The organism is Paenibacillus typhae, from assembly GCF_900099765.1.
Classification (GTDB): domain Bacteria; phylum Bacillota; class Bacilli; order Paenibacillales; family Paenibacillaceae; genus Paenibacillus_AQ; species Paenibacillus_AQ typhae.
In genome coordinates this window covers 1-23,147 of the sequence record NZ_FNDX01000032.1, presented here as the reverse complement: position 1 = coordinate 23,147, position 23,147 = coordinate 1, and the positions used below count along the sequence as shown (strand labels likewise).

Annotated in this window: 22 protein-coding genes; all 22 read left to right on the top strand. The window is 51.8% G+C overall.

The genetic code is table 11. The features are described from left to right. Positions 1-258 precede the first annotated feature (258 nt). Entirely contained in the window at positions 259-1,005 is a 747-nt protein-coding gene (locus tag BLR64_RS21135; protein WP_090717174.1) for a vWA domain-containing protein, read from the top strand. Beyond that, complete coding sequence (locus BLR64_RS21130; RefSeq protein WP_415841177.1) at positions 995-1,933, top strand: serine/threonine protein kinase; 939 nt, start codon at positions 995-997, stop codon at positions 1,931-1,933. The genes BLR64_RS21135 and BLR64_RS21130 overlap by 11 nt, the downstream gene beginning before the upstream one ends. A gap of 75 nt (positions 1,934-2,008) precedes the next feature. Beyond that, entirely contained in the window at positions 2,009-3,451 is a 1,443-nt protein-coding gene (gene tilS, locus BLR64_RS21125) for a tRNA lysidine(34) synthetase TilS (RefSeq protein ID WP_090717171.1), read from the top strand. Positions 3,452-3,496: 45 nt separating this feature from the next. Next, positions 3,497-4,036: a hypoxanthine phosphoribosyltransferase gene (gene hpt, locus BLR64_RS21120; protein ID WP_039868902.1), complete on the top strand. Its 540-nt coding sequence runs from the start codon at positions 3,497-3,499 to the stop codon at positions 4,034-4,036. Positions 4,037-4,146: 110 nt separating this feature from the next. Then, entirely contained in the window at positions 4,147-6,201 is a 2,055-nt protein-coding gene (gene ftsH / locus BLR64_RS21115) for an ATP-dependent zinc metalloprotease FtsH (RefSeq protein WP_090717169.1), read from the top strand. Between the two features lie 311 nt (positions 6,202-6,512). Then, complete coding sequence (nadA, locus tag BLR64_RS21110; protein WP_068729229.1) at positions 6,513-7,451, top strand: quinolinate synthase NadA; 939 nt, start codon at positions 6,513-6,515, stop codon at positions 7,449-7,451. 39 nt (positions 7,452-7,490) lie between these two features. Then, positions 7,491-9,107: an L-aspartate oxidase gene (nadB, locus tag BLR64_RS21105; RefSeq protein ID WP_090717167.1), complete on the top strand. Its 1,617-nt coding sequence runs from the start codon at positions 7,491-7,493 to the stop codon at positions 9,105-9,107. Continuing rightward, positions 9,097-9,972, top strand: coding sequence for a carboxylating nicotinate-nucleotide diphosphorylase (gene nadC, locus BLR64_RS21100; protein WP_090717166.1), 876 nt, complete (start codon positions 9,097-9,099; stop codon positions 9,970-9,972). Before nadB ends, nadC begins: the two co-directional genes overlap by 11 nt. Continuing rightward, positions 9,969-10,736, top strand: coding sequence for a type III pantothenate kinase (locus BLR64_RS21095; RefSeq protein WP_090717164.1), 768 nt, complete (start codon positions 9,969-9,971; stop codon positions 10,734-10,736). Before nadC ends, BLR64_RS21095 begins: the two co-directional genes overlap by 4 nt. Positions 10,737-10,783: 47 nt before the next feature. Beyond that, positions 10,784-11,668, top strand: a complete 885-nt coding sequence (gene hslO / locus BLR64_RS21090; RefSeq protein ID WP_090717163.1) for an Hsp33 family molecular chaperone HslO — start codon at positions 10,784-10,786, stop codon at positions 11,666-11,668. A gap of 9 nt (positions 11,669-11,677) precedes the next feature. Further along, on the top strand, positions 11,678-12,622 hold the full coding sequence (locus BLR64_RS21085; protein ID WP_090717161.1) for a peptidylprolyl isomerase: 945 nt from the start codon (positions 11,678-11,680) through the stop codon (positions 12,620-12,622). A gap of 244 nt (positions 12,623-12,866) precedes the next feature. After that, on the top strand, positions 12,867-13,805 hold the full coding sequence (cysK, locus tag BLR64_RS21080; protein WP_090717159.1) for a cysteine synthase A: 939 nt from the start codon (positions 12,867-12,869) through the stop codon (positions 13,803-13,805). 271 nt (positions 13,806-14,076) lie between these two features. Then, entirely contained in the window at positions 14,077-15,702 is a 1,626-nt protein-coding gene (locus BLR64_RS21075; RefSeq protein WP_244157801.1) for an anthranilate synthase component I family protein, read from the top strand. After that, entirely contained in the window at positions 15,699-16,280 is a 582-nt protein-coding gene (pabA, locus tag BLR64_RS21070) for an aminodeoxychorismate/anthranilate synthase component II (RefSeq protein ID WP_090717156.1), read from the top strand. Before BLR64_RS21075 ends, pabA begins: the two co-directional genes overlap by 4 nt. Then, positions 16,277-17,158, top strand: a complete 882-nt coding sequence (locus tag BLR64_RS21065; protein WP_090717154.1) for an aminotransferase class IV — start codon at positions 16,277-16,279, stop codon at positions 17,156-17,158. Before pabA ends, BLR64_RS21065 begins: the two co-directional genes overlap by 4 nt. Next, entirely contained in the window at positions 17,155-18,012 is an 858-nt protein-coding gene (folP, locus tag BLR64_RS21060; protein ID WP_090717153.1) for a dihydropteroate synthase, read from the top strand. Before BLR64_RS21065 ends, folP begins: the two co-directional genes overlap by 4 nt. 49 nt (positions 18,013-18,061) lie before the next feature. Continuing rightward, positions 18,062-18,424 (top strand): dihydroneopterin aldolase, encoded by a 363-nt coding sequence (folB, locus tag BLR64_RS21055; protein WP_068729217.1) that lies wholly within the window; start codon positions 18,062-18,064, stop codon positions 18,422-18,424. Between the two features lie 9 nt (positions 18,425-18,433). Beyond that, entirely contained in the window at positions 18,434-18,985 is a 552-nt protein-coding gene (folK, locus tag BLR64_RS21050; RefSeq protein WP_090717151.1) for a 2-amino-4-hydroxy-6-hydroxymethyldihydropteridine diphosphokinase, read from the top strand. Beyond that, positions 18,952-19,146 (top strand): helix-turn-helix domain-containing protein, encoded by a 195-nt coding sequence (locus BLR64_RS21045; RefSeq protein WP_260510344.1) that lies wholly within the window; start codon positions 18,952-18,954, stop codon positions 19,144-19,146. The genes folK and BLR64_RS21045 overlap by 34 nt, the downstream gene beginning before the upstream one ends. 61 nt (positions 19,147-19,207) lie before the next feature. Next, positions 19,208-20,221: a tRNA dihydrouridine synthase DusB gene (gene dusB / locus BLR64_RS21040; RefSeq protein WP_090717149.1), complete on the top strand. Its 1,014-nt coding sequence runs from the start codon at positions 19,208-19,210 to the stop codon at positions 20,219-20,221. Between the two features lie 300 nt (positions 20,222-20,521). Then, the gene (greA, locus tag BLR64_RS21035) at positions 20,522-21,001 is read left to right on the top strand and encodes a transcription elongation factor GreA (protein ID WP_068729207.1); all 480 of its coding nucleotides are present in this window, start codon (positions 20,522-20,524) and stop codon (positions 20,999-21,001) included. 140 nt (positions 21,002-21,141) lie between these two features. Then, on the top strand, positions 21,142-22,656 hold the full coding sequence (gene lysS / locus BLR64_RS21030; RefSeq protein WP_090717147.1) for a lysine--tRNA ligase: 1,515 nt from the start codon (positions 21,142-21,144) through the stop codon (positions 22,654-22,656). Positions 22,657-23,147 lie beyond the last annotated feature (491 nt).

Sequence of the window (23,147 nt, the reverse complement as noted above, 5' to 3'; positions counted from 1 at the left end):
AGCAGTAGCGTTCGCCTGAAAGCTTTCCGCAGGAAAGCTCGCTTCGGAAGCATTGGCTGTCTTCCGATTTCAACCGCAAAGAGCGGTTCTAATTAAAGAAATCGGAGGACAACAGCGATCGGAAGCCCAAAAGTTCCTTGCAGTTCCCCTATATTTAACGAGTACTTTTCACTTGAAAATCTCGCCTAAGCGGCGTTTGAAATCTCTCAACCTTGGATATGCTAGAAAAGAGACAAGGCAAAGGGGAGTGAACGGGTTATGAGACAAATTCTGCTCATTACTGACGGTTGTTCAAACGTGGGGGAAAGTCCGGTGATGGCTGCGGCGCATGCCCGGCAGGAGGGAATCACCGTAAATGTTGTCGGTGTGGTCGACTATGGAACAATCGGGGAGCTGGGCAGCCGGGAAATTGCCGACATCGCCAAGGCCGGCGGGGGCTTAAGCCGGATTGTCGGTACACCGCAGCTTGCGCAGACGATGCAGATGATGACGCGCAAGACCGTGGTTCAGACCATTCAGCAGGCGGTTAATAAAGAGGTAAAAAAAATTCTGGGTGAAGGCTCACTTGAGGATTTGCCGCCGGCCAAGCGCTCACAGGTGGTAACAGTCGTGGATGAGCTTACTGAAACAACGCCTCTGCGCATTGCCCTGCTTATTGATGCAAGTGCCAGCATGAAGCCCAAGCTTGCAGCGGTTGAGGAAGCAATCCGTGACCTGGCGCTTAGTCTGGAAGCCCGTGAGGGACGCAGCGAAATTGCCGTCTTCCATTTCCCCGGGCGCTCCAGCAGCGAGGAGGCTACGCTTGATATGGACTGGAGCAGCAATGTATCGGAGGTCCGTTCTCTTTTCAGCAGGCTAAAGATGAGAGGCGCAACTCCGACAGGGCCGGCGATTTTCAGGGTGCTTGAGCATTACCGTTATGATAAACTGGATGAACACCGTGAACGCGTTGACCGCGCGGAGCATGATGAACGAGAAGGGATGATTGGTGGGTATGTCGTCTAATCCACCCTATCCAGTAGGCACAGTGATTACAGGCAAATGGCGGGGGAACCGCTATGTCGTTGAACGGATGCTGGGAAAAGGGGCGAACGGAACCGTATATCTTGTGCAGCGGGAAGGCAGACGGGAGAGGTATGCACTAAAGGTAGGTAACGATACTCTTGAGCTGCAGTCCGAAATCAATGTGCTGACCTCTCTTCAGTCCTGCCGCAAGCGCAGCGAATACCGGGCCCGACGTGAGTCTCCGCTATCCTCGTACCTGCTGGAATCGGATGATTTTAAGGATGGCATCAATGAACCCTTTTACGTCATGCGTTATGTGGAGGGACGGCCGCTGCATCATTTTCTGGCAAGACATGGGGCCACCTGGCTCGGACTGGTCGGACTCCGGGTGCTGGAGAAGCTGCAGAAGCTGCATGAATGCGGGTTTGTGTTCGGTGACCTGAAGCCGGAGAATGTAATGGTGTCGGATTACGGGGAAGCCGAGCTGATCGATTACGGCGGTGCAAGCCCGATGGGACGCAGCGTCAAGCAGTTTACCGAATGGCATGACCGCGGCTTCTGGAATGCCGGCAGCCGTACGGGTGACGAGAGTTACGACCTGTTTTCCTTTGCGGTACTATGCTTGCGTCTTCTTAATGAGGAGGGACTCAAGGCATGCGCACAGCAGCTTCCGCAGACCCGGAATGTGGATGATCTGATGCGACTGGCCCGAAATCTCCCTGACAAGAAGCTGTCCTCCTGGCTGTGTCTGGCCCTTAAAGGCGGATTTCCGGGATCCGCACAGGCGGCAGCAGTATGGAAGCAGCATATCTACGGGCAGAGGAAACCGGCTAAGGAGACAGTGGACACACCGCGCTGGCTCAAAAATGCGTTTATGTTATCATTGTTTGTACTGGCTTTTACAATTTACTGGGTAATCCGGTTTTGACATTATACATACGATCCGGGGCTGAGCATGAAGCTGAAGCACCTGTATATCAACAGGCAGGAAAGGAAGCCGTAGATGGAGCAGATGAATGGACTGGTGCAGTCTGTAATGGAGTCCGCGGCAGAGCATGAGCTGTGGGCGCCCCATGACACTCTTATAGTCGCAGTTTCCGGAGGGCCGGACTCTGTGGCTCTTTTGCGTATCCTGCATGAAATATCCCGGAAATGGACACCGCTAAAGCTGGTATGCGCCCATGTAAATCACGGGTTCAGGGAAGAATCAATGGAAGAGGCCGGATTTGTCCGGGCGCTTGCGGGTGAACTCGGGATACCGTTTGAGCTGGCCGAGTTCGATATTCCCTCGATTGCCAAGAGCAGCGGTTTAGGACCGGAGGGGACTGCCAGAGAGAAGCGGTACGGGTTTCTGATCGAAACGGCCCGCCGCTACGGGGCGCGTGCGGTCGCGCTGGCTCATCATGCGGATGACCAGGCAGAGACCGTGCTTATGCGGCTGCTGCGCGGAAGCGGTCCCTCGGGACTGGCCGGAATGCGCTGGAAAAGAACCGAAAAAAAGGTGGAACTCATCCGCCCCTTCCTGCGTATTAACAAAACAGCTCTTATCGGGCTTTGCCAGGAGCAGGGATATCCGTACGTCCTGGATGCCAGCAATCTGCTTACTCATTATCAGCGGAATGCCGTCCGGCTGGAGCTGCTGCCCATGCTGGAGAAATATAACCCCAAAGTGAAACAGTCGCTCCTTCAGCTGTCCGAAATTACCGGGGCCGAAGATGAGTTTATGGAGGCGAATGCGCTAGAATGCTTCGATGAGCTGGTTTTGGCGGAGCATGGAAAATACACCTTGCAAAGAGCTGCATTTGCGGCCGTGCCGTCCGCTTTACAACGGCGTTTGATTAAACTAATATTAAATTATCTGTCGGCGGATGCTTTATCACCTGATTTTTTAAAGATTGAAGCGGTACGCCGGGGAACGCTGCAGGAATACCCCACCGTCTGGACTCTGGACTTAGGTGGAGGGCTGATCTGTGTGCGGCAGTATGATACCATTGTATTCTCGTCCAAGCCTCAGCAGCGGCAGGTTAGCTATACATATCGGTTGTCCTTGCCCCCTTCCCGCCTTGAAATCGCGGAGATTGGCAAAGCAATGACGATGACGGTGCTGGAGAGGGAGAGCTTTGCTTTACAGGGGGAGGATTTAGGGAAGACATCAGCCTGGTTTGACAGCAGGGAGCTGGCCATGCCGCTGACTGTCCGTTCCCGATTGCCTGGAGATACCATTAGGGTTATGGGATTAAACGGAAGCAAAAAGGTAAAAGATATTTACATTGATGATAAAATACCTTCTTCCGAACGTTCTAGAATTCCCCTCGTTTGTGATGCTGCAGGCAATATCGTCTGGATTCCGGGCGTTAGACGCTCGATGCATGCCGCAGTAGGGCGGCAAACGGCCACGGTTCTGCTTTTGACTCTGGAGGAGCTGGAGAAAAGCGAAGAAGCGTAATGGTCGAAGTAAGTCTTTCATAGTATAACTTAGGAGGTTCGCAAGTTGCAGAATGATATTCAGGAAATCTTGATCAGCGAAGAGGAAATTCAACAAAGAATCAGGGAGCTTGGCGCCCAGCTGAGCGAAGAATACGCAGGACGCACGCCTTTAGTCATTTGTGTACTCAAGGGCGCGTTTATCTTTATGGCAGATCTGGTTAAAGTGATAACAGTACCTGTCGAAATGGACTTTATGGCGGTATCCAGCTATGGCGGCACGACCAAATCATCCGGTATAGTCAAAATCATCAAGGATCTGGATACTTCGGTCGAAGGCCGTGACGTCCTGATTGTTGAGGACATTATCGACAGTGGCCTTACGCTCAGCTATCTGATCGACATGCTGCAGGGCCGCAATGCTGCTTCCATTAAAGTAGTAACTTTGTTCGACAAGCCGTCAGGCCGTGCAGTGACTCTTGAAGCTGAATATACCGGCTTTGTGATCCCTGATGCCTTCCTGGTAGGCTATGGTCTGGACTATGCCGAGCTGTACCGGAACCTCCCTTATGTCGGTGTGCTGAAGCCTGAAATTTACACCAAATAAACTATTCGACAGCCTTAGATCCGCGGATCAGATTCCCGGGCCTGATGTTATTTGAGGACTCCGGGCAGGCTATGGTACAATAACTTGAGCGTTGTGAGAGGAGGTAGGGGATGAATCGGTTCATCCGGAATTCTGGTTTTTATTTGATTTTATTTTTAGTCGTGGTGGGCATTGTCCAGTTTGTCAGCAATGGAAATGAATCCGCCGATTTCCCTAGATACGATGAGTTGCGGCAGGAGATCAAGGCTAACAATGTGAAGAGCATGACGATTCAGTTTGAAGGTAACGCCTTCCTGGTTACCGGCGAATACAAAAATTTGCCGACTGATACCAAATCGAAAAACTTCTCCACATATGTACCTCCTACAGATGCAGCGATTAATGAGCTCATTGCCGCCAGTGATTCCAACGGCGTTGAGCTGACCCAGAAGAAAATGGAGGGTGACAGCATCTGGCTGACATTCCTTTCTTCCATTATCCCGCTGGTTATTATGTTCATCCTGTTCTTCTTCCTGTTCAATAATGCACAGGGCGGCGGCGGCAAAGTGATGAACTTTGGCAAGAGCAAAGCCCGCCTGTATAACGAAGAGAAGAAGAAAATCAGCTTCGAAGATGTTGCCGGTGCTGATGAAGAGAAACAGGAGCTTGTTGAAGTCGTTGAATTCCTGAAGGACCCGCGCAAGTTCGCTGCAGTGGGTGCCCGTATCCCCAAAGGGGTGCTGCTCGTCGGCCCTCCAGGTACAGGTAAAACCCTGCTGGCCCGTGCGGTTGCCGGTGAAGCAGGCGTTCCGTTCTTCAGTATTTCCGGTTCTGACTTTGTAGAAATGTTTGTCGGTGTCGGTGCTTCCCGTGTGCGTGACCTGTTCGAGAATGCCAAGAAGAACGCGCCATGTATCATTTTCATTGATGAAATTGATGCAGTGGGCCGTCAGCGCGGCGCCGGACTGGGTGGCGGACATGATGAACGCGAACAGACACTCAACCAATTGCTCGTCGAAATGGACGGCTTTGGCGGCAACGAAGGCATTATTATCGTCGCGGCAACCAACCGCGCAGACATACTCGATCCGGCACTGCTCCGTCCGGGACGTTTCGACCGTCAGATTACGGTTGACCGCCCTGATGTGAAAGGCCGTGAAGCTGTACTGAAGGTTCACTCCCGCAACAAGCCGCTGACCAAAGACGTTAAGCTTGATGTCATTGCGAAGCGTACTACCGGATTCACCGGGGCTGATCTGGAGAACCTGCTGAATGAAGCGGCCCTGCTCGCCGCCCGCCGCAACCGCAAGGATATCGGCATGCGCGAAGTTGATGAAGCCATCGACCGCGTAATCGTGGGTACCGAGAAGCGCAGCCGCATTATCAGTGACCGTGAGAAACGCATCGTCGCTTACCACGAAGCAGGTCATACCATTGCAGGATACTTCCTGGAGCATGCAGATATGGTTCACAAGGTTACCATTATCCCGCGCGGGCGCGCAGGCGGATATGTCATCATGCTTCCTAAGGAAGACCGCATGCTGGTTACCAAGCAGGAACTGCTTGATAAAGTAACAGGACTCCTCGGCGGACGTGTAGCCGAAGAGATGTTCATCGGTGAAATCGGTACTGGAGCATATAGTGACTTCCAGCAGGCTACAAGTATCGTGCGCAGCATGATTATGCAGTACGGTATGAGTGATAAACTGGGACCTATGCAGTTCGGCACATCCCAGGGCCAGGTCTTCCTGGGCCGTGATATCGGGCATGAGCAGAACTACAGTGATTCCATCGCATATGAGATTGACCAGGAAATGCAGCGCTTTATCCGTGATTGCTATGAACGCTGCCGCGAGCTGCTGACCAAGTACTCCAAGGAAATGCACCTGATTGCAAACACCCTTCTTGAAAAGGAAACACTGGAGCTTGATCAGATCAAAGAACTGATCGAACAGGGTTACCTTACTGAAGACGGCAAACCGGCTGAAGTAGAAGGTGTTACACATGAAGGCGGCGAGCCCGTTATTGATTCAATTGGTGATGTGCGCGTACGCATCCAGGGCAAAACTGACGATACATCTTCGTCTGTCCCTGATTTGACGAAGGACATTCCGAACAAGCCGGATTCCGGAGAAGGTAATGATCCGAACGGCGGCAACAAAGACGGAGGCGGCAACCTCGTCTAATGGATTAAGAAGCCTGTAAGAATGGCGCACCGGAGAACCTGAAGGTTCTCCGGTTTTTTTATGCCAAAACAAACGGTCAGCATGACCGTCATCAATTGTCGTTCTGACATTTTGTTGGCGAAGGGGTGTATTGTGTATGGTTCGTTACATTGACAGTGGGGGTAACGTTGTGTACATTAGTGATTAACTATTAAATATTAGAAGATCCATGATATAGCAGAGCCGGGTGGCTGTGCAGGCCAATATGAAATTGGGGTTTTATAAAGGATGAACGGTATACAAGCCACTAGAATTAAGGGGGACAATCAACCGTGGAAGCTCTGGCGCTTGAGCGCAAGCAGGAACAGAACCGCGAACTTCGTGGGCGCCTCGAACAGCTAAAGAAAGAACGTAATGCAATTATTCTGGCTCATTATTATCAGCGTGACGAAATTCAGGAGGTAGCGGATTTCCGGGGTGACTCTTTTTTACTTGCTCAAAAAGCAGCGGAGACGGATGCAGAGGTCATTGTTTTCTGCGGCGTTCACTTTATGGGGGAAAGCGCTAAAATTCTTGCTCCGAACAAAACAGTTCTCATCCCAGACGAACGCGCCGGCTGCCCGATGGCTGACATGGTCAATGTAGACGGGCTCCGCAGGCTTAAGGCTCAGCATCCGAACGCCAAGGTGGTCACTTATATCAACTCATCTGCTGAGATTAAAGCTGAGACTGATATTTGCTGTACCTCGGCAAATGCAGTCAGAGTTATTGAGTCGCTCGATGCGGAGGAAATCATCTGGGTGCCTGATAAAAACCTGGGCCACTATGTTCAGGAAAAGACCGGAAAGAAGCTGATTATCTGGGAAGGCTACTGCAACACCCATGATATGCTTACAGTTAAGGATGTTATTGAAATGAAGGCCAAATATCCGGAAGCCGAATTTGTGGTTCACCCGGAATGCCGGCCGGAAGTTGTTGCAATGGGCGATTATGTAGGCAGCACTACCTCGATTATCGATTATTGCCGGAAATCGGACCGCCGGCAGTTTATCGTTGGAACAGAGGATGGAACAGGCTATCAGCTGCGCATGGACAGTCCCGATAAGGAGTTTCATTTTGCAACCAAATTCCTCGTATGTCCTAATATGAAGGTTAATAATCTAAAGAAGCTGGTTAAGTGCCTGGAGACGATGAAGCCGCAGATTTACGTACCGCCCGCTGTCGCCGACAAAGCCAGAACCTCCCTAGAGCGCATGCTACAAGTCCGGTAGCATGCGCTACTCTTTCGTTGAAACAGGTGAATAGCGGTCATGATTCCACAATATTTAGTAGATTTCGATGTTCGCGGGCTTCCTGCAGTAAAAACAGACGTTATTGTAATCGGTTCAGGTATTGCAGGACTGTTCACTGCCATCAAAGCCGCTGAGGACCGGAAAGTCATAGTGCTTACCAAGAAGTCGCTGATGGAGAGCAATACCCGGTATGCACAAGGCGGAATTGCTGCAGTCTTTTCGGAAGAAGACTCTCCGGAGTATCACCGGCAGGATACCCTGATGGCGGGTGCCGGGCTGAACTCCTCTGCTGCGGTGGATGTTTTGGTTCATGAGGGTCCGGAGGGTGTGCGTGAGCTGATCCGGCTGGGCACTATATTTGATGAAGAGAACGGTGTACTGGCTTTAACCCAGGAAGGGGCCCATAGCCACCGCCGTATTTTGCATGCCAATGGTGATGCTACCGGATATGAAATCGTACGTGCGCTCATAGAGCAGGTGAAGCAGGACAGGAATATTGAGGTCTGGGATGATCATTTTGTCATCGATCTGATTACGGAACAAGGCGAATGCGCCGGAGCCCTGGTACAGCGGCCAAACGGCGAAAGGCTGTTTTTGCAGGCAGATGCTACCGTCCTGTGTTCCGGGGGAGCGGGGCAATTGTACCGCTATACCACTAATCCTGAGGTGGCTACCGGTGACGGGGTGGCCATTGCCTACCGGGCAGGAGCCCATATACGGGATATGGAATTTATCCAGTTTCATCCGACAGCACTTTGTTATCCCGGAGCACCGCGCTTTCTGATTTCGGAGGCGGTTCGCGGCGAGGGTGCCGTACTGCGCAATATACACGGGGACCGTTTCATGGAACGGTATCATGAATTGCTTGAGCTTGCACCGCGGGATATTGTGGCAAGGGCCATAGTCAGTGAAATGGAGCTGACCAAATCCACCTTTGTTTATCTTGATATTACCCATGAGCCTGCTGATATGGTGAAGCACCGTTTTCCGACCATTTATGAAACCTGCATGAGCTACGGACTCGATATTACAAGTGACTGGATTCCAGTGGCTCCTGCTGCGCATTATATGATGGGGGGCATCAAAACTGATCTGAACGGGGAGAGCAATATCGCCCGCCTGTTTGCCTGCGGGGAAGTGTCTTCAACCGGAGTACAGGGGGCCAACCGGCTGGCCAGCAACTCCTTGTCTGAAGCTATAGTGTTCGGACGGCGGATTACAGAACGCATCCGAGAGCTTGCTCCGGCCGATTGGACCAGCCTGTCGGCAGGCTGCAATGAAGGACGTACAGAAACACCGATTCAGGCCATTGTGGAACGCCGGCTGAAACTCCAGAAGGTAATGGTTCGTTATGCGGGGCTGCGGCGCGATGAGGGAATGCTGAATAAAGGACTTGAAGAACTGAAGCGGCAGCTGCCGATTTTTACTGCTGCGCTTACCAAGCGTGAAGAATATGAGTTTGCCAATATGCTTACCTGCAGTCTGCTGATCACTGAATCGGCACTCTCACGGCAGGAGAGCCGCGGAGCCCATTACCGGGATGATTATCCGCTGCGCGATGATGCGAAGTGGCAGAAACATCTGCTCCAGATCCGTGATCTGGGCATAGTGGAGGAATTTAGTGATGATGTTTAATGGATATAATGAAGAACTGGTACAGCTGATTAAAAGCTGGCTGCAGGAGGATGTCGGTTCAGGCGATATTACAACCCGGACCACTATTCCAGCCGGCCACGAGTCCAAAGGGATTATTCATGCAAAGGAGGCCGGTGTGATTTGCGGTCTGCCTGTAGCAGAGCTGGTATTTGAAGTCGTTGACCCGTCGCTCGTGTTCACCCCGCTGGTTCAAGAAGGGCAGAATGTGTCTAAAGGAACGGTAATTGCCGAAGTGGAAGGAAGCACCCATGCCATTCTGACCGGTGAGCGGCTTGCACTTAATCTGATGCAGCGGCTGTCGGGAGTTGCTTCACGGACAGCAGCTTTTGTAGAGGTGCTGGATGGTCTGCCGACACGGCTGGTTGATACACGTAAAACGACACCGGGCCACCGGATGCTGGAGAAGTACGCTGTGCGTGTCGGAGGCGGGGCAAACCACCGGTTTGGCCTATACGATGCTGTGATGATTAAGGATAATCATATTAAGGGAGCCGGGGGTATTCTTCAGGCTGTGGGGCGGGCCCGGGCCAATATTCCGCATACCATGATGATTGAGGTGGAAACAGAGAGCCTTGAGCAGGTAGAGGAAGCCCTTACAGCAGGAGCAGATATTATAATGCTCGACAATATGGAGCCTGAACTGATGAAGGAAGCAGTCAGAAGAATCAAGACCAAATCGCCTCATGTCAAAACAGAAGCTTCCGGCAATGTGTCTCTGGAGACAGTACGCCGTATCGCGGAATCAGGTGTAGATGTGATTTCTGTCGGGAGGCTGACGTACTCCTTCAACAGTCTGGACATCAGTCTGGACCTTAACGCCCGGAAGGAGGGGCCGCTGTCATGATGCTTGCAGTTGATATCGGTAATACTAATATTGTGCTAGGCATATACCGTAAGCGTGAGCTCCTGCATCATTTCCGGCTCAGCACGGCCCGCCAGTCCACAGTTGATGAATATGGCGTGCTCATTCACAATCTGTTCCAGATGTCGAATATCTCCTTCAAGGACGTGGAGGGTGTCATCATTTCCTCTGTCGTGCCCCCGCTTGTTCAAGTAATCGTGGAGATGTGCGTAAAATATATCGGTAAAGATCCGCTGCTGGTCGGTCCCGGCATCAAGACCGGACTTAACCTGCGTTATGAGAATCCCCGTGAAGTCGGGGCTGACCGGATTGTCAACGCAGTCGCCGCTATCGAGGAGTACAAATGCCCGCTTGTGGTCGTTGATTTTGGTACGGCAACTACCTTCGACTGTATTGATGCCGGAGCCAATTACCTGGGAGGAGCTATTGTTCCGGGACTCGTTATTTCCACAGAAGCTCTATATCAGCGGGCATCCAAGCTGCCGCGGATTGAGCTGGAGAAGCCGAAGAAGGTGATCGGGCGCAATACCGTGCATGCCATGCAGGCCGGGATTATTTTTGGATATGCCGGACAGGTTGAGGGAATCGTGCGGAGAATCAAGCAGGAGATGAATGCACCGGTGCTTAAGGTGATCGCCACTGGCGGCCTGGCTACCCTTATTGCGGGGGAAACGGACTGTATAGATGAAGTGAACCCTATGTTGACACTCGAAGGCTTGCGTATTATTTATGACCGTAACCAGTAAAGATAAAGAAGCCTGAATCAGGCTCAGAGACAGGAGGGTATGACCCAATGGAAAAGAAAAAGGACCGGCTGGTCCGGGGAACTGCGCTGCACGGCAGAGTCCGGGCATTTACTGTCCGGACAACAGAGCTTGTTGAGGAACTGCGGCGCAGACATGATACTTACCCGACAGCTACGGCTGCGCTGGGCCGTACAGTAACCGCTGCAGCCATGATGGGCGCCATGCTTAAGGGAGAAGAGAAGCTCGCGGTGATGGTTAAAGGTAACGGGCCGATCGGACAGATTACTGCTGAATCCAATGCCCGCGGTGAAGTGCGCGGCTATGTAAGCAATCCGCATGTTCATCTGCCGAGCAACAGTCTGGGAAAGCTGGATGTTGCAGGTGCCGTAGGCACGGAAGGGTTCATTGATGTCAGTAAGGATTTGGGGCTCAAGGAGCCCTATCGCGGCAGCGTACCGATCGTTTCGGGTGAGCTGGGCGATGATTTTACTTATTACTTTGCAATTTCAGAGCAGACACCGGCGGCGGTGGGGCTGGGCGTATTGGTTGAAGCCGACAACTCGGTCCGTGTGGCCGGCGGCTTTATCATCCAGCTGCTTCCGGGGCTTACTGATGCCGAAATCAGTGAAATTGAGCAGACGCTGAGCACAATGCCTTCCGTTACGGCTCTGCTGGACCAGGGACTTGAGCCGGAGGAGATGCTGACTTATCTTTTACCGGATGCGGTTATCCTTGACGGGCTGGATATTGTGTTTAAATGTCAATGCTCGCGGGAACGGGTAGAGCAGACACTGATCAGCCTGGGCCAGCATGAGCTGGAACGGTTAATTGAAGAAGATGATCAGGCGGAGGTTGTATGCCATTTTTGCAACGAAGCCTATTTATTTAATAAAGATGAAATGCAGGCGATCCTGGATCAAGCAAGATCGTAGGCCTGTAAAATGATGACTAGACAAGAACGTGCACTGCGCAATACGGTTGTTATTCTTGCGGTTGGTACAATGGTGCTCGGCGGACTGCTTTTTTGGAGCTTGCGGGCTATGGCTATTCTCAAGGGAGATGCTGTGGAAGGGGAGTCTGCGGATGTGGCAACTGCAGGCGGACAGCGGATAACGGACAGGGAATGGATGGATGAGCTCAAAAAAAAGCATGGGGATGAAGTCCTTCTGGCTATGCTCAATCACATTGTAGTCGATAAAGAGGCAAAGGCGCTCGGCATTACTGTAACTGAGGCAGATATTGAAGAGGAGCTCAGGCGCAATATGGCCGGATACAGCTCTGAAGAACAATATTATGCCCAGATGCAGTCGGAGCTCGGATTATCCCGTCAGGAGGTCCGCGAAGAGGCCGTATACCGGCTGACCCTTCAGGCAGTGGCTACAGAGGGCATCACGGTCGGTGATGCGGCTATAGATGAGTATCTGGCCGAGAACGCCGGGCGTTTTGCACCCAAGAAGCAAATGCAGCTGGCTATCATTAGAGTAGATACCTACGAAGAAGCGGTCTCGGTAATGGATAGGCTGGAGCAGGGTGAGGATTTCGCTGCCCTGGCCAGAGAGGTATCGACTGATCCTGAGAGCAGGGAGCATGGCGGAAGCATCGGCATGGTGGAGGAAAATGACCCGTTCTGGCCGGCCGAGCTGCTCCAGACAGCAGCCGGGCTTGAAGCGGGCGATATCGCAGGGCCCTTACCGGCTGGTGAGGACTATGCCGTAATCCGGCTGGAGAGCATTGTTGATCCGCCCCGGGAGGATGAAGCTCAAATCAGAGCACAGGTGCGGCGTGAGCTTGCACTTGAGCAGGCAGCACCGTTACAGCAGGTGGAAAGCGACCTGCGCAAGAAATATGAGACAGCGATATATGTTGACATTAGCCTGCAAGATTGATAATATGAGGATAAATGTAAAACCTACTGTTTTAGTCGGGAATGATTGGCGGCGGATGATCCAAGACAGCCGCTAAGACAGCGTTATAACTTGGCGCTGCGGTAATAATATCCTGGTGCAGACCTACCGCCCTCTATATGAGATAAGCCCGTTATACATCCAACACCTGGAATTACATGCTGAAGACATCCGTCACAAGTTACGTACTCATATATCATTTAATATTCCAAGGAGGTTTTTGCTCATGGCTAAAGTCGTTAACAGTGTAACAGATCTGATCGGTGGCACACCGCTCGTCCGTTTGAACCGGATTGCTCCGGAAGGTTCCGCAGAGATCTACCTGAAGCTGGAATACCAGAACCCGGGCTCCAGTGTTAAGGACCGCATTGCCCTCAGCATCGTTGAAGAAGCGGAGAAGGAAGGTCTGCTTAAGCCGGGCGGAACAATTGTAGAAGCTACAAGCGGTAACACGGGTATCGGACTTGCGCTGGTTGCAGCTGCCAAGGGTTATAAGGCGATTATTGTTATGCCTGAAACGATGAGTCTTGAGCGCCGGAACCTGCTGCGTGCTTACGGTGCTGAACTCGTCCTGACTCCGGGCTCCGAGGGTATGAACGGTGCAGTTAAGAAGGCTGAGCAGATCCTGGCCGAGAATCCGGACTACTTCCTTGCAGATCAGTTTAAAAACAAAGCCAATCTCAAAATCCACCTGGAAACTACAGGTCCTGAGATTGTTGAAGCCATTGAATCCATTGGCGGTCCTCTCGACGCTTTTGTTGCAGGAATTGGTACAGGCGGAACGATCTCCGGCGCGGGTGAAGTGCTGAAGAAGCAATATCCGGGCGTGAAGGTATATGCAGTAGAGCCTGCAGCTTCCCCGATCTTGGCCGGCGGCAAACCAGGCCCGCACAAAATTCAGGGGATCGGTGCGAACTTTATCCCTGAGATTCTGAACCAGAATATCTACGATGAGATTATTCACGTTGAGAATGATGAAGCATTCGAAACGGCTCGCCGTGTTGCCAAAGAAGAAGGCGTACTGTCCGGTATTTCTTCCGGTGCTGCTGTGTTTGCAGCGCTCAAAGTGGCCAAAGAGCTTGGCGCAGGCAAAAAAGTGGTTGTTGTCATCCCAAGTAACGGTGAACGTTACCTGAGCACACCGCTTTACAACTTCGAAGTTTAAGTTATTAAATAACGTTTACTGGAGCCTTGCTATCCGCTTGTACAGGGATAGTGAAGGCTCTTTTTGATATACGTGTTTTCTGGTTTCAGCAACTCCTTGAATACGCTGTACGTAAAAGTCGCGCTTTATGGAAATATTTAAATTTACACGAATCCCGGTTATTTTTGCAGAAAGCTGCGATCAGGGGTTTCAAACCAGCCGGAAGTACAGTATACTGACAGGCAATAAACGTGAATATGGTTACGAATCACATATCTTTAGGAGGATAGCTTTGGAGATCTTAACAGCGTATCAGGATTGGAAGCAATGGAATACCGGGAGCTGGAGCCTTCTTCCTTTAATTATACACTCCCCTCAGGTCCAGCCGGGCCTGCCCGCCTCCTGGACAGACGCCTGGAAGCAGGCTTCCCCTTACTCGGTAGTACTGGAGAGCGGGAAGGGCGGACGTTTTACTTATCTCGGACTGCAGCCGGTTTCCGTGCTTGAAGGGAAGGATGGACGGGCTGAAGTGCTCCGGCTGCAGGAAGTAGCCCTGAGCGGAGCCGCTGCCGGCCAGAACGGACCTATGGAGCTGCTGGGCAAGCCGCTGGATGTGCTTCACAGCTGGATGAACGAATTTACTTCACCACGCCTGGAGTTGGCCGGCCTGCCTCCGTTTGCAGGCGGCTGTATCGGTTTTCTCAGCTATGATGTGGTCCGCTCTCTGGAGGTGCTGCCTTCACGGGCTGAAGATCATCCGGGGTTTCCTGACTACCTGTTTATGCGCTTTGAGGAGCTCTGGATCTATGACAGCCAGGAAGACAGGATTTATTGCACAGTCCATGCCCCATTAACAGAGGAGGCCAGGAGGAATCCTCTCGCTCTTCAGACGCTTTATGATGAGACTTTGGTACGCGCCGAAAAAATGCTGAAGCAATGGGAGCTGCTCTGTGCAGCTTCAGTACCCGAAGAGCACCCGCAGACTGAAGCCGGACGCATTGTTGCGGCAATTGAAGAGAACGTCAGCCTGACCGGAAAATGGCCGGGTATGCAGTCTGCCTTTTCTCCGGAGCAGTTCCAGCAGGCTGTGCTGGATGTCCAGGAATACATCCGCCAGGGCGATGTATTCCAGGTAAACCTCTCGCTGCGCCAGGAGGCGCAGCTGAAGTCCCCGCCGGAGGATGTTTATGAATGGCTGCGCAAGCTCAACCCGTCCCCGTACATGGGGCTGCTGCGCTCGCCCGGCTTCGCGCTCTCCAGCGCGTCGCCGGAGCTTCTCGTCAAGCTGCACGGGGACAAGATCAGCGCCCGCCCCATTGCCGGCACCCGGCGCCGGGGGCTCACTCCCGCGGAGGATGCCGCCATGGAGGCGGAGCTGCGCGGGAGCGAGAAGGAGATCGCCGAGCATATCATGCTTGTCGATCTGGAACGCAACGACATCGGCCGTGTCGCTGCGTACGGGTCGGTCAGCGTGCCTGAGCTGCTGACCGTGGAGCGATACTCGCATGTCATGCATCTCGTCTCGCAGGTGGAGGGCCGCATCGCCGCCGGCAAGGATGCTTACGATGTCATGGCCGCCTTGTTTCCCGGCGGCACCATTACCGGCGCGCCTAAGGTGCGCACGATGGAGATCATCGAGGAGCTGGAGCCGGTCCGCCGCGGACCCTATACAGGCTCAATGGGCTGGATTGACTATAACGGAAATATGGAATTAAATATTATAATAAGAACACTGGCAGTCAAGGATGGAGTGGGCTATATTCAGACGGGCGCAGGCATCGTAATTGATTCTGATCCGTACCGGGAGTACCGGGAATGCCATAACAAAGCCAAAGCAGTGGTAAAGGCGGTTCTCTGCAGCGAGCTGCAGCACGAATCGCAAGCCGCAAGCAGAGCCAAAGGGGGAGCAGCATTATGATCTTGGTTATCGATAACTATGATTCCTTTACCTACAACCTGGTGCAGTATTTAGGCGAGCTGGGGGAGGAAGTAAAGGTGCACCGCAACGATGAGATTACAATCGGGGAGATAGAAGCAATGGCGCCCGACCATATTCTGATTTCACCGGGGCCGTGCACACCGAATGAAGCGGGTATCAGCCTCGAGCTGCTGCAGCATTTCAAGGGGGTAATCCCTATTTTTGGTGTATGTCTGGGCCATCAGGCCATCGGTCAGGCTTTCGGCGGCAATGTGATCCGTGCAGAGCGTCTGATGCACGGCAAGACATCGCCAATTCACCATAACGGCACCTCTGTCTTTGAAGGGATGGAATCTCCGTTTACAGCTACCAGATACCACTCGCTGATTGTAGAGCGCGAGAGTCTTCCGGACTGCCTGGAGATCACCGCCGAGACTGCCGAAGGTGAGATTATGGCACTGCGTCATAAGGAATACCCGATCGAAGGCGTGCAATTTCACCCGGAATCCATCATTACCGATCATGGACACACCATGCTCCGCAATTTTCTGAAACGGAGAGCCGGAGAACCGGCATGAAATATATAGGATTAAACCATATAGCAGTAGAGGCCAAAGACGCCGTGGTGTCCGCTCTGGATCACGGCTTTTTGTACGGCATGGGCCTGTTTGAGACCTTCCGCACCTATAACGGGATTCCATTTCTGCTGCAGCGGCATCTGGACAGGCTGGCTGACGGCTGCAGACAATTAGGAATACCGTTTGAAGCAGATGAAGTTTCTCTACGCCAATGGATTAAGCAGATAATGGATGCCAATGAGCTGCAGGAGGCCTATATCCGGTATACCGTTACTGCAGGTGAGGATATACTGGGACTTCCGTCCGGAGAATACAGCAAGCCTAATCACCTGCTGTATATCAAGGAGCTGCCGAAGAGGGACCCGGCGCTATATCTGGAAGGCAAAGGACTGCAATTACTGAACACACCGCGCAATACACCGGAGGGTCCGGTGAGGCTGAAGTCATTGCATTACATGAATAACATTCTGGCCAAGCGCGAGCTTGCCGGATACGTCTCTGCCGCCGGCGGAGCGGAAGGGCTGATGCTGACCGGACAAGGTTTTATTGCAGAGGGCATTGTCAGTAACGTCTTTTTTATCAACGACGGTGTACTGTACACAGCTGATATAGCAACAGGCATTCTGCCGGGAATTACCCGGGAAATGGTGCTCGTGCTGGCCCGGGAAGCTGGTTTGCAGACTGAGCAGGGCTTCTACCGGTGGGAACAGCTGCTTGCGGCTGATGAGATTTTTTTGACAAACTCGATACAGGAGCTTGTTCCAGTAACCATGCTGTGGCAGGGCAACGAGCCTTTTCAGGCAGGTAAAGGCTATTGCGGAAGGTACACAGCCGAACTGATCAGGTTATACAGAGAAAGGACGGAAGCGCTGAGATGAACCCTGTTATCTATAAACGGACTTACCGTTTTCCAGACAGCATACTGACTCTGGGGAGCAGGACACTAATTATGGGTATCCTGAATGTAACGCCCGACTCCTTTTCGGACGGGGGGCTCTGGAATGATCCGGGCCGGGCAGTGGAGCATGCGCTGCAGATGGCGGCGGAAGGAGCCGATATCATTGATATAGGCGGAGAATCTACGCGGCCGGGGCATGAGCCGGTAAGTATGCAGGAGGAGCTGGACCGGGTACTTCCAGTAATTGAGAGCATCCACCGCGCAGCTCCCCAACTGGTTCTTTCTATAGATACGTATAAGGCAGAGGTTGCCCGTCAGGCTATCAAGGCGGGGGCGCACATCATTAATGATGTGTGGGGGGCAAAGGCGGACCCGGATATGGCGTCAGTAGCCGCTGAAGCCGGATGTCCGGTTATTCTGATGCATAACCGCCATGACCGTAACTATCAGGATCTGCAAGCCGATATGGCTGCTGATCTCCAGGGCAGCATTGAGCTGGTGTTAGCCGCAGGGGTCAAGCCGGATAACATTATCCTTGACCCGGGAATCGGCTTTGCCAAGGACTATACCGAGAATCTGCAGGCAATGATGGCGCTCGACAGTCTGGCTGCTATAGGGTATCCGGTACTGCTTGCAACCTCGCGCAAAAGATTCATCCGCACCGTTCTGGATCTTCCCGCCGATGATGTTGTAGAGGGTACGGCTGCGACAGTGGCTTTTGGCATTGCCCAAGGCTGTCAGATCGTGCGGGTCCATGATGTAGCGAGAATTAGACGCACCGTTCAAATGTGCGATGCCATGCTATACTCCTCCCCGCCGCAGGTTCGGGAATAGCCCGGATAAGAGCGGCGGATTATTTTAAATATAAAGGCAGGTACCCGATATGGATAAAATGAAGCTGCACCGCATGGAATACTATGGATATCACGGGGTGTTTGAAGAGGAACGCAAGCTCGGCCAGCGCTTTTATGTGGATTTGGAGCTGGAGCTTGACCTCCAGGCGGCAGGGCAGAATGATGATCTCACCCAGACCGTAAATTATGCCGAAGTGCATTACACGGTCAAAAATATTGTCGAAACAAAGTCCTTTAAGTTAATTGAAGCTTTGGCGGAACATATTGCATCCGTGTTACTGGACACTTATACTATTATCAATGCGGTAACGGTTAAAGTGACCAAGCCGCATCCGCCGTTCGACATTCATTTTGAGGGTGTGACCGTAGAGCTGCGCAGAACGAGAAAGTGAGACAAGTCCATGACCATACACTCCACCTCTGAGGCATCAGAGGCTTATATTGCTTTAGGGGCTAATTTGGGTAACCGTGAGGAGACTCTTAAGGAAGCCTTACACAGGCTTGACCAGCATGAGGACATAGAAGTGGTGCGCTGCTCCAGAATTTATGAGACAGAGCCGGTCGGCTACCTCGATCAGCCGCAGTTTTTGAATATGACTGCTGCACTCCGCACTACACTTGCACCTGAAGCTCTGCTTCAAGTCATGCTCGAGATTGAGAATCAGCTTGGCCGGGTACGGGATATCCGTTACGGTCCGCGGACGGTTGATCTGGATTTATTGTGGGCCAATGGCCAGGTTTTGGATACACCGGATTTAACGCTGCCGCATCCCCGGATGATGGAGCGGGCGTTTGTACTGGTTCCGCTGAGCGATATTGTGACGCAGGATCAGTCAGAGGCTTCACTTCACAGCAAGCTTACTGCAGCGCTTCAAGAATTGGACGGAAAGGAAGGAATGCGCTTGTGGACATCAAAAGAATGGGAAGACGGGTCAGAGCATTCCGGAAACTGAAAGGCTATACCCAGCAGCAGCTGGCGGATTCTGTCGGAATTTCTCTCGCCGTACTGGGTGCAGTGGAGAGGGGAAACCGGCGTTTAGAGGATAAAATTTTAAATAAAATTGCAGATGTTCTCGGCGTATCTGCCGAAGAGCTGGCGAACCCCTCGATTTGAGCCTCCGCTTTTTAATACGTAGAGTTTTATATACAACAGTACAGTAAGGAAGTGAATGAGCATGCTGAAAATAGGCAGTATTGAAATGAAAAATCAGGTCGTTCTGGCACCGATGGCCGGCGTATGTAATCCGGCGTTCCGCCTGATTGCCAAAGAATTCGGCACAGGCCTGGTCTGCGCGGAAATGGTCAGTGACAAGGCGATCCTGCACGGTAACAAGCGTACGCGTGAAATGCTGTTTGTCGATGAGCGGGAAAAGCCCCTTAGCCTGCAGATTTTCGGCGGTGACCGGGCTTCTCTGGTTGAAGCAGCCAAAGTTGTCGATAAAGAGACTAACGCTGATATTATTGATATTAATATGGGCTGCCCTGTACCCAAGGTAACCAAGTGTGATGCCGGTGCGCGCTGGCTTCTGAACCCCGATAAGATATATGAGATGGTATCGGCTGTTGTAGAGGCGGTTGATAAGCCGGTTACTGTCAAAATGCGTATCGGCTGGGACAGCGAGCATATTTTTGTCGAAGAGAATGCGCGTGCTGTCGAACGTGCCGGAGGCCAGGCGGTCAGCGTGCACGGGCGTACCCGTGAGCAGCTGTATACCGGGCGTGCCGACTGGAAGTACATCAAAATGGCCAAGGAAGCCGTATCCATTCCGGTCATCGGGAACGGTGACGTCAACACACCTGAGGATGCGCGGGCGATGCTTGACCAGACCGGCTGTGACGGCGTAATGATCGGCCGCGGAGCACTGGGCAATCCGTGGATGCTGTACCGGACCGTGCAATATTTGAGTACTGGCGAGCTGATGCCTGAACCTGGAGCAGAAGAGAAGATCAAGGTAGCCATTCTTCATATGGACCGTCTGATTGCCCTCAAGGGAGAGGCTGTAGCTGTACGCGAGATGCGTAAGCACCTGGCCTGGTATCTCAAAGGCTTCAGAGCAGCAGCACGGGTGAAGGATCACATCATGGAAGGAACGGAGCGGGATGAGATGGTGCGGATTTTGCATGATTTTGTCGCCCAGCTCAAGGATGAAGAGGATCAGGACAGCGGAGCTGCGCTAATGGCGTTGTAATGGCATAATAATAAGAGGGACAGATGCGAAGCCGCATCTGTCCCTCTTTTCCAAGAGCATAAGATTCTGTTGTTACTCAATTGTCACTACCGGCGCGTAGGCGGGTTTAACAGGGCAAATACCCGAATAAGCGGTGTTTCTTGTACATCATTGACATTTAGTAACGGTTCCAATATAATTTCACAGTATAAAATCGCCGTTACAGCAAGTGTTAATGCAGCAGGGAGGGTTCTGATCCCTCCGGATTCGCATATAGTATGGTGTTTTCAATAAATGTATACGACAGGAGAATCGGTTGAGATGAGCGATAAAGAAGTCATCCTTACGCCGGACGGACTTAAACGTCTGGAAGAAGAACTGGAGACCCTCAAATCTGTTAAGCGCCGTGAAGTGGCCGAGCGGATTAAAGTGGCAATCGGATACGGAGATATCAGCGAGAACTCGGAGTATGAAGACGCGAAGAACGAGCAGGCTTTTATTGAAGGCCGTATCATTACTCTCGAAAAAATGCTTCGCAACGCCCGGATTATCAACAGCGACGAGATTCTTACCGATGTGGTAAGCGTAGGAGTAACTGTAAGCGTTGAGGATCTGGAGTATGGCGACGTAATGGAATACACGATCGTCGGAACAGCAGAATCGGACCCGCTGAACAACAAGATTTCCAACGAAAGCCCGGTTGGCAGAGCCATTATGGGCAAAACAGTCGGTACAGTCGTCGATGTAAGTGTTCCTGCTGGCGTTATTCAATATAAAATTCTTGATATCACAATGAAGTAACTAACCGTTACACCCCTGAAAGCTTCCTTAGGGAAGCTTTTTTCGGATTTTGCTCTGAAACGGACTGCCCTCGGTCTAAGCCTGGGGCGCCGTTTCTTCTTATGTATATGACATGATGGTTTTAGAGAGGATGAACGAACATGACCGAGGAATTGAATACGGTGGAGAATACGGAGAATGAGCTCAGCGAGCTGCTGCGCATCCGTCGTGCCAAATTGGACGAGCTGCGTGCACTGGGAATTGACCCGTTCGGTAAAAAGTACGAGCGTACAGCAGGCGCCGGGGATCTTCTGGCTAAATATGATGGACAGACCAAGGAAGAGCTGGACCAGCTTAATCTTGATGTAAGCATTGCCGGCCGTATTATGGCCAAACGGGTAATGGGAAAAGCCAGCTTCGCCCACATCCAGGACCTGAGCGGCAAAATCCAGATTTATGTGCGCCAGGACAGTATTCCTGAAGAACAGTATGCAGCATTCAACGTGCTGGATCTGGGGGATATTATCGGCGTACGCGGAACGTTGTTCAAGACCAAAACAGGGGAAACCTCGATTAAAGCAAGCAATCTTGAGGTTTTGTCCAAATCGCTGCTTCCGCTGCCTGAGAAATACCACGGCTTGAAGGATGTCGAGCTGCGCTACCGCCAGCGTTATGTTGATTTGATCATCAACCCTGAGGTTCAGCAGACGTTTATTGCCCGTTCACGGATTATCCAGTCGATGCGCCGTTATCTGGACTCGCTGGGCTATCTTGAAGTGGAAACTCCGACACTGCATGCTATTGCCGGGGGAGCTGCTGCGCGTCCGTTCATTACTCACCACAATACGCTGGACATGCAGCTATATATGCGGATTGCCATTGAGCTTCACTTGAAGCGCCTGATCGTCGGCGGTCTGGAAAAAGTCTACGAAATCGGCCGCGTATACCGTAACGAGGGGATTTCAACACGCCATAACCCTGAATTTACAATGATTGAGCTGTACGAAGCTTATGCCGACTACAAGGACATTATGCAGCTGACCGAAAATATGATTGCCCACATTGCCCAGGAGGTTCTTGGCAGTCAGCAGATTAATTATCAGGGACATGAAGTTGACCTGTCTCCGGGATGGCGCCGTGTTACTATGGTTGATGCGGTCAAGGAAGTGACGGGCGTGGACTTTGGTGTTCATATGACAGATGAGGAAGCACAGCGTCTGGCTAAGGAGCACCGTGTTCCGGTTGAAAAGCATATGACGTTTGGCCATATCCTGAATGCCTTCTTCGAGCAGTTTGTTGAAGAAACGCTTATTCAGCCTACATTTGTTATGGGGCATCCGGTTGAAATATCTCCGCTGGCGAAGAAGAATGATCAGGATCCGCGGTTTACAGACCGCTTCGAGCTGTTTATTGTCGCCCGAGAGCATGCGAATGCGTTCAGCGAGCTGAATGACCCGATTGACCAGCGCCAGCGCTTTGAAGCTCAGATTCACGAGAAAGAGCAGGGGAACGACGAGGCTCATGAGATGGATGAAGACTTCATCCGTGCGCTTGAGTATGGCATGCCGCCAACGGGTGGACTTGGAATCGGCGTGGACCGGCTGATTATGCTGCTTACGAATGCTGCATCTATCCGTGATGTGCTGCTGTTCCCGCATATGCGTAACAAAGACTAATCACAATATTCCCAGGGGCTGCGCGAGCAGCTCCTTTATTTATCCGGATGATCTGCCTTCTTTAGTGGAATAGTATAGGGTTTTAAAATAATGCTTGCAATCTATTTATGTACATGGTATATTCTTATTCCGGCCAAGAAATGCTGAAAAGCATCTACGCCAAGCTCGAAAAAAGAAATTAAAAAAGAGCTTGCAACGAACGACCGGATGTGATATAGTATAAGAGTTGCTGCTGACGAAACATGAACAGCCACAACGAGCTTGATCTTTGAAAACTGAACAACGAGTGAGTATCGGAATTCACTTCGGTGATTCCAAAACTGATGATTTTCACAGCGTCTTGTACGTTTTAGAAATTCATCTTGAGAATGTAACATTCTCGTCAGATGTTTCAAAATGAGCGAATCGCTCTTTTCGATAGTTTTCGGATGGTTATTTCCTCGGAGTGATTCAAGTGGAGTAACCGCCCGGAAAAACCTTATTGGAGAGTT

Excerpts from the sequence above, each read along its gene's own strand:
- BLR64_RS21135 (WP_090717174.1), top strand. The coding sequence starts at position 259 with ATGAGACAAATTCTGCTCATTACTGACGGTTGTTCAAACGTGGGGGAA.
- BLR64_RS21130 (WP_415841177.1), top strand. The coding sequence starts at position 995 with ATGTCGTCTAATCCACCCTATCCAGTAGGCACAGTGATTACAGGCAAA.
- tilS (WP_090717171.1), top strand. The coding sequence starts at position 2,009 with ATGGAGCAGATGAATGGACTGGTGCAGTCTGTAATGGAGTCCGCGGCA.
- ftsH (WP_090717169.1), top strand. The coding sequence starts at position 4,147 with ATGAATCGGTTCATCCGGAATTCTGGTTTTTATTTGATTTTATTTTTA.
- nadB (WP_090717167.1), top strand. The coding sequence starts at position 7,491 with ATGATTCCACAATATTTAGTAGATTTCGATGTTCGCGGGCTTCCTGCA.
- nadC (WP_090717166.1), top strand. The coding sequence starts at position 9,097 with ATGATGTTTAATGGATATAATGAAGAACTGGTACAGCTGATTAAAAGC.
- BLR64_RS21095 (WP_090717164.1), top strand. The coding sequence starts at position 9,969 with ATGATGCTTGCAGTTGATATCGGTAATACTAATATTGTGCTAGGCATA.
- hslO (WP_090717163.1), top strand. The coding sequence starts at position 10,784 with ATGGAAAAGAAAAAGGACCGGCTGGTCCGGGGAACTGCGCTGCACGGC.
- BLR64_RS21085 (WP_090717161.1), top strand. The coding sequence starts at position 11,678 with ATGATGACTAGACAAGAACGTGCACTGCGCAATACGGTTGTTATTCTT.
- cysK (WP_090717159.1), top strand. The coding sequence starts at position 12,867 with ATGGCTAAAGTCGTTAACAGTGTAACAGATCTGATCGGTGGCACACCG.
- pabA (WP_090717156.1), top strand. The coding sequence starts at position 15,699 with ATGATCTTGGTTATCGATAACTATGATTCCTTTACCTACAACCTGGTG.
- BLR64_RS21065 (WP_090717154.1), top strand. The coding sequence starts at position 16,277 with ATGAAATATATAGGATTAAACCATATAGCAGTAGAGGCCAAAGACGCC.
- folP (WP_090717153.1), top strand. The coding sequence starts at position 17,155 with ATGAACCCTGTTATCTATAAACGGACTTACCGTTTTCCAGACAGCATA.
- folB (WP_068729217.1), top strand. The coding sequence starts at position 18,062 with ATGGATAAAATGAAGCTGCACCGCATGGAATACTATGGATATCACGGG.
- folK (WP_090717151.1), top strand. The coding sequence starts at position 18,434 with ATGACCATACACTCCACCTCTGAGGCATCAGAGGCTTATATTGCTTTA.
- BLR64_RS21045 (WP_260510344.1), top strand. The coding sequence starts at position 18,952 with ATGGGAAGACGGGTCAGAGCATTCCGGAAACTGAAAGGCTATACCCAG.
- dusB (WP_090717149.1), top strand. The coding sequence starts at position 19,208 with ATGCTGAAAATAGGCAGTATTGAAATGAAAAATCAGGTCGTTCTGGCA.
- greA (WP_068729207.1), top strand. The coding sequence starts at position 20,522 with ATGAGCGATAAAGAAGTCATCCTTACGCCGGACGGACTTAAACGTCTG.
- lysS (WP_090717147.1), top strand. The coding sequence starts at position 21,142 with ATGACCGAGGAATTGAATACGGTGGAGAATACGGAGAATGAGCTCAGC.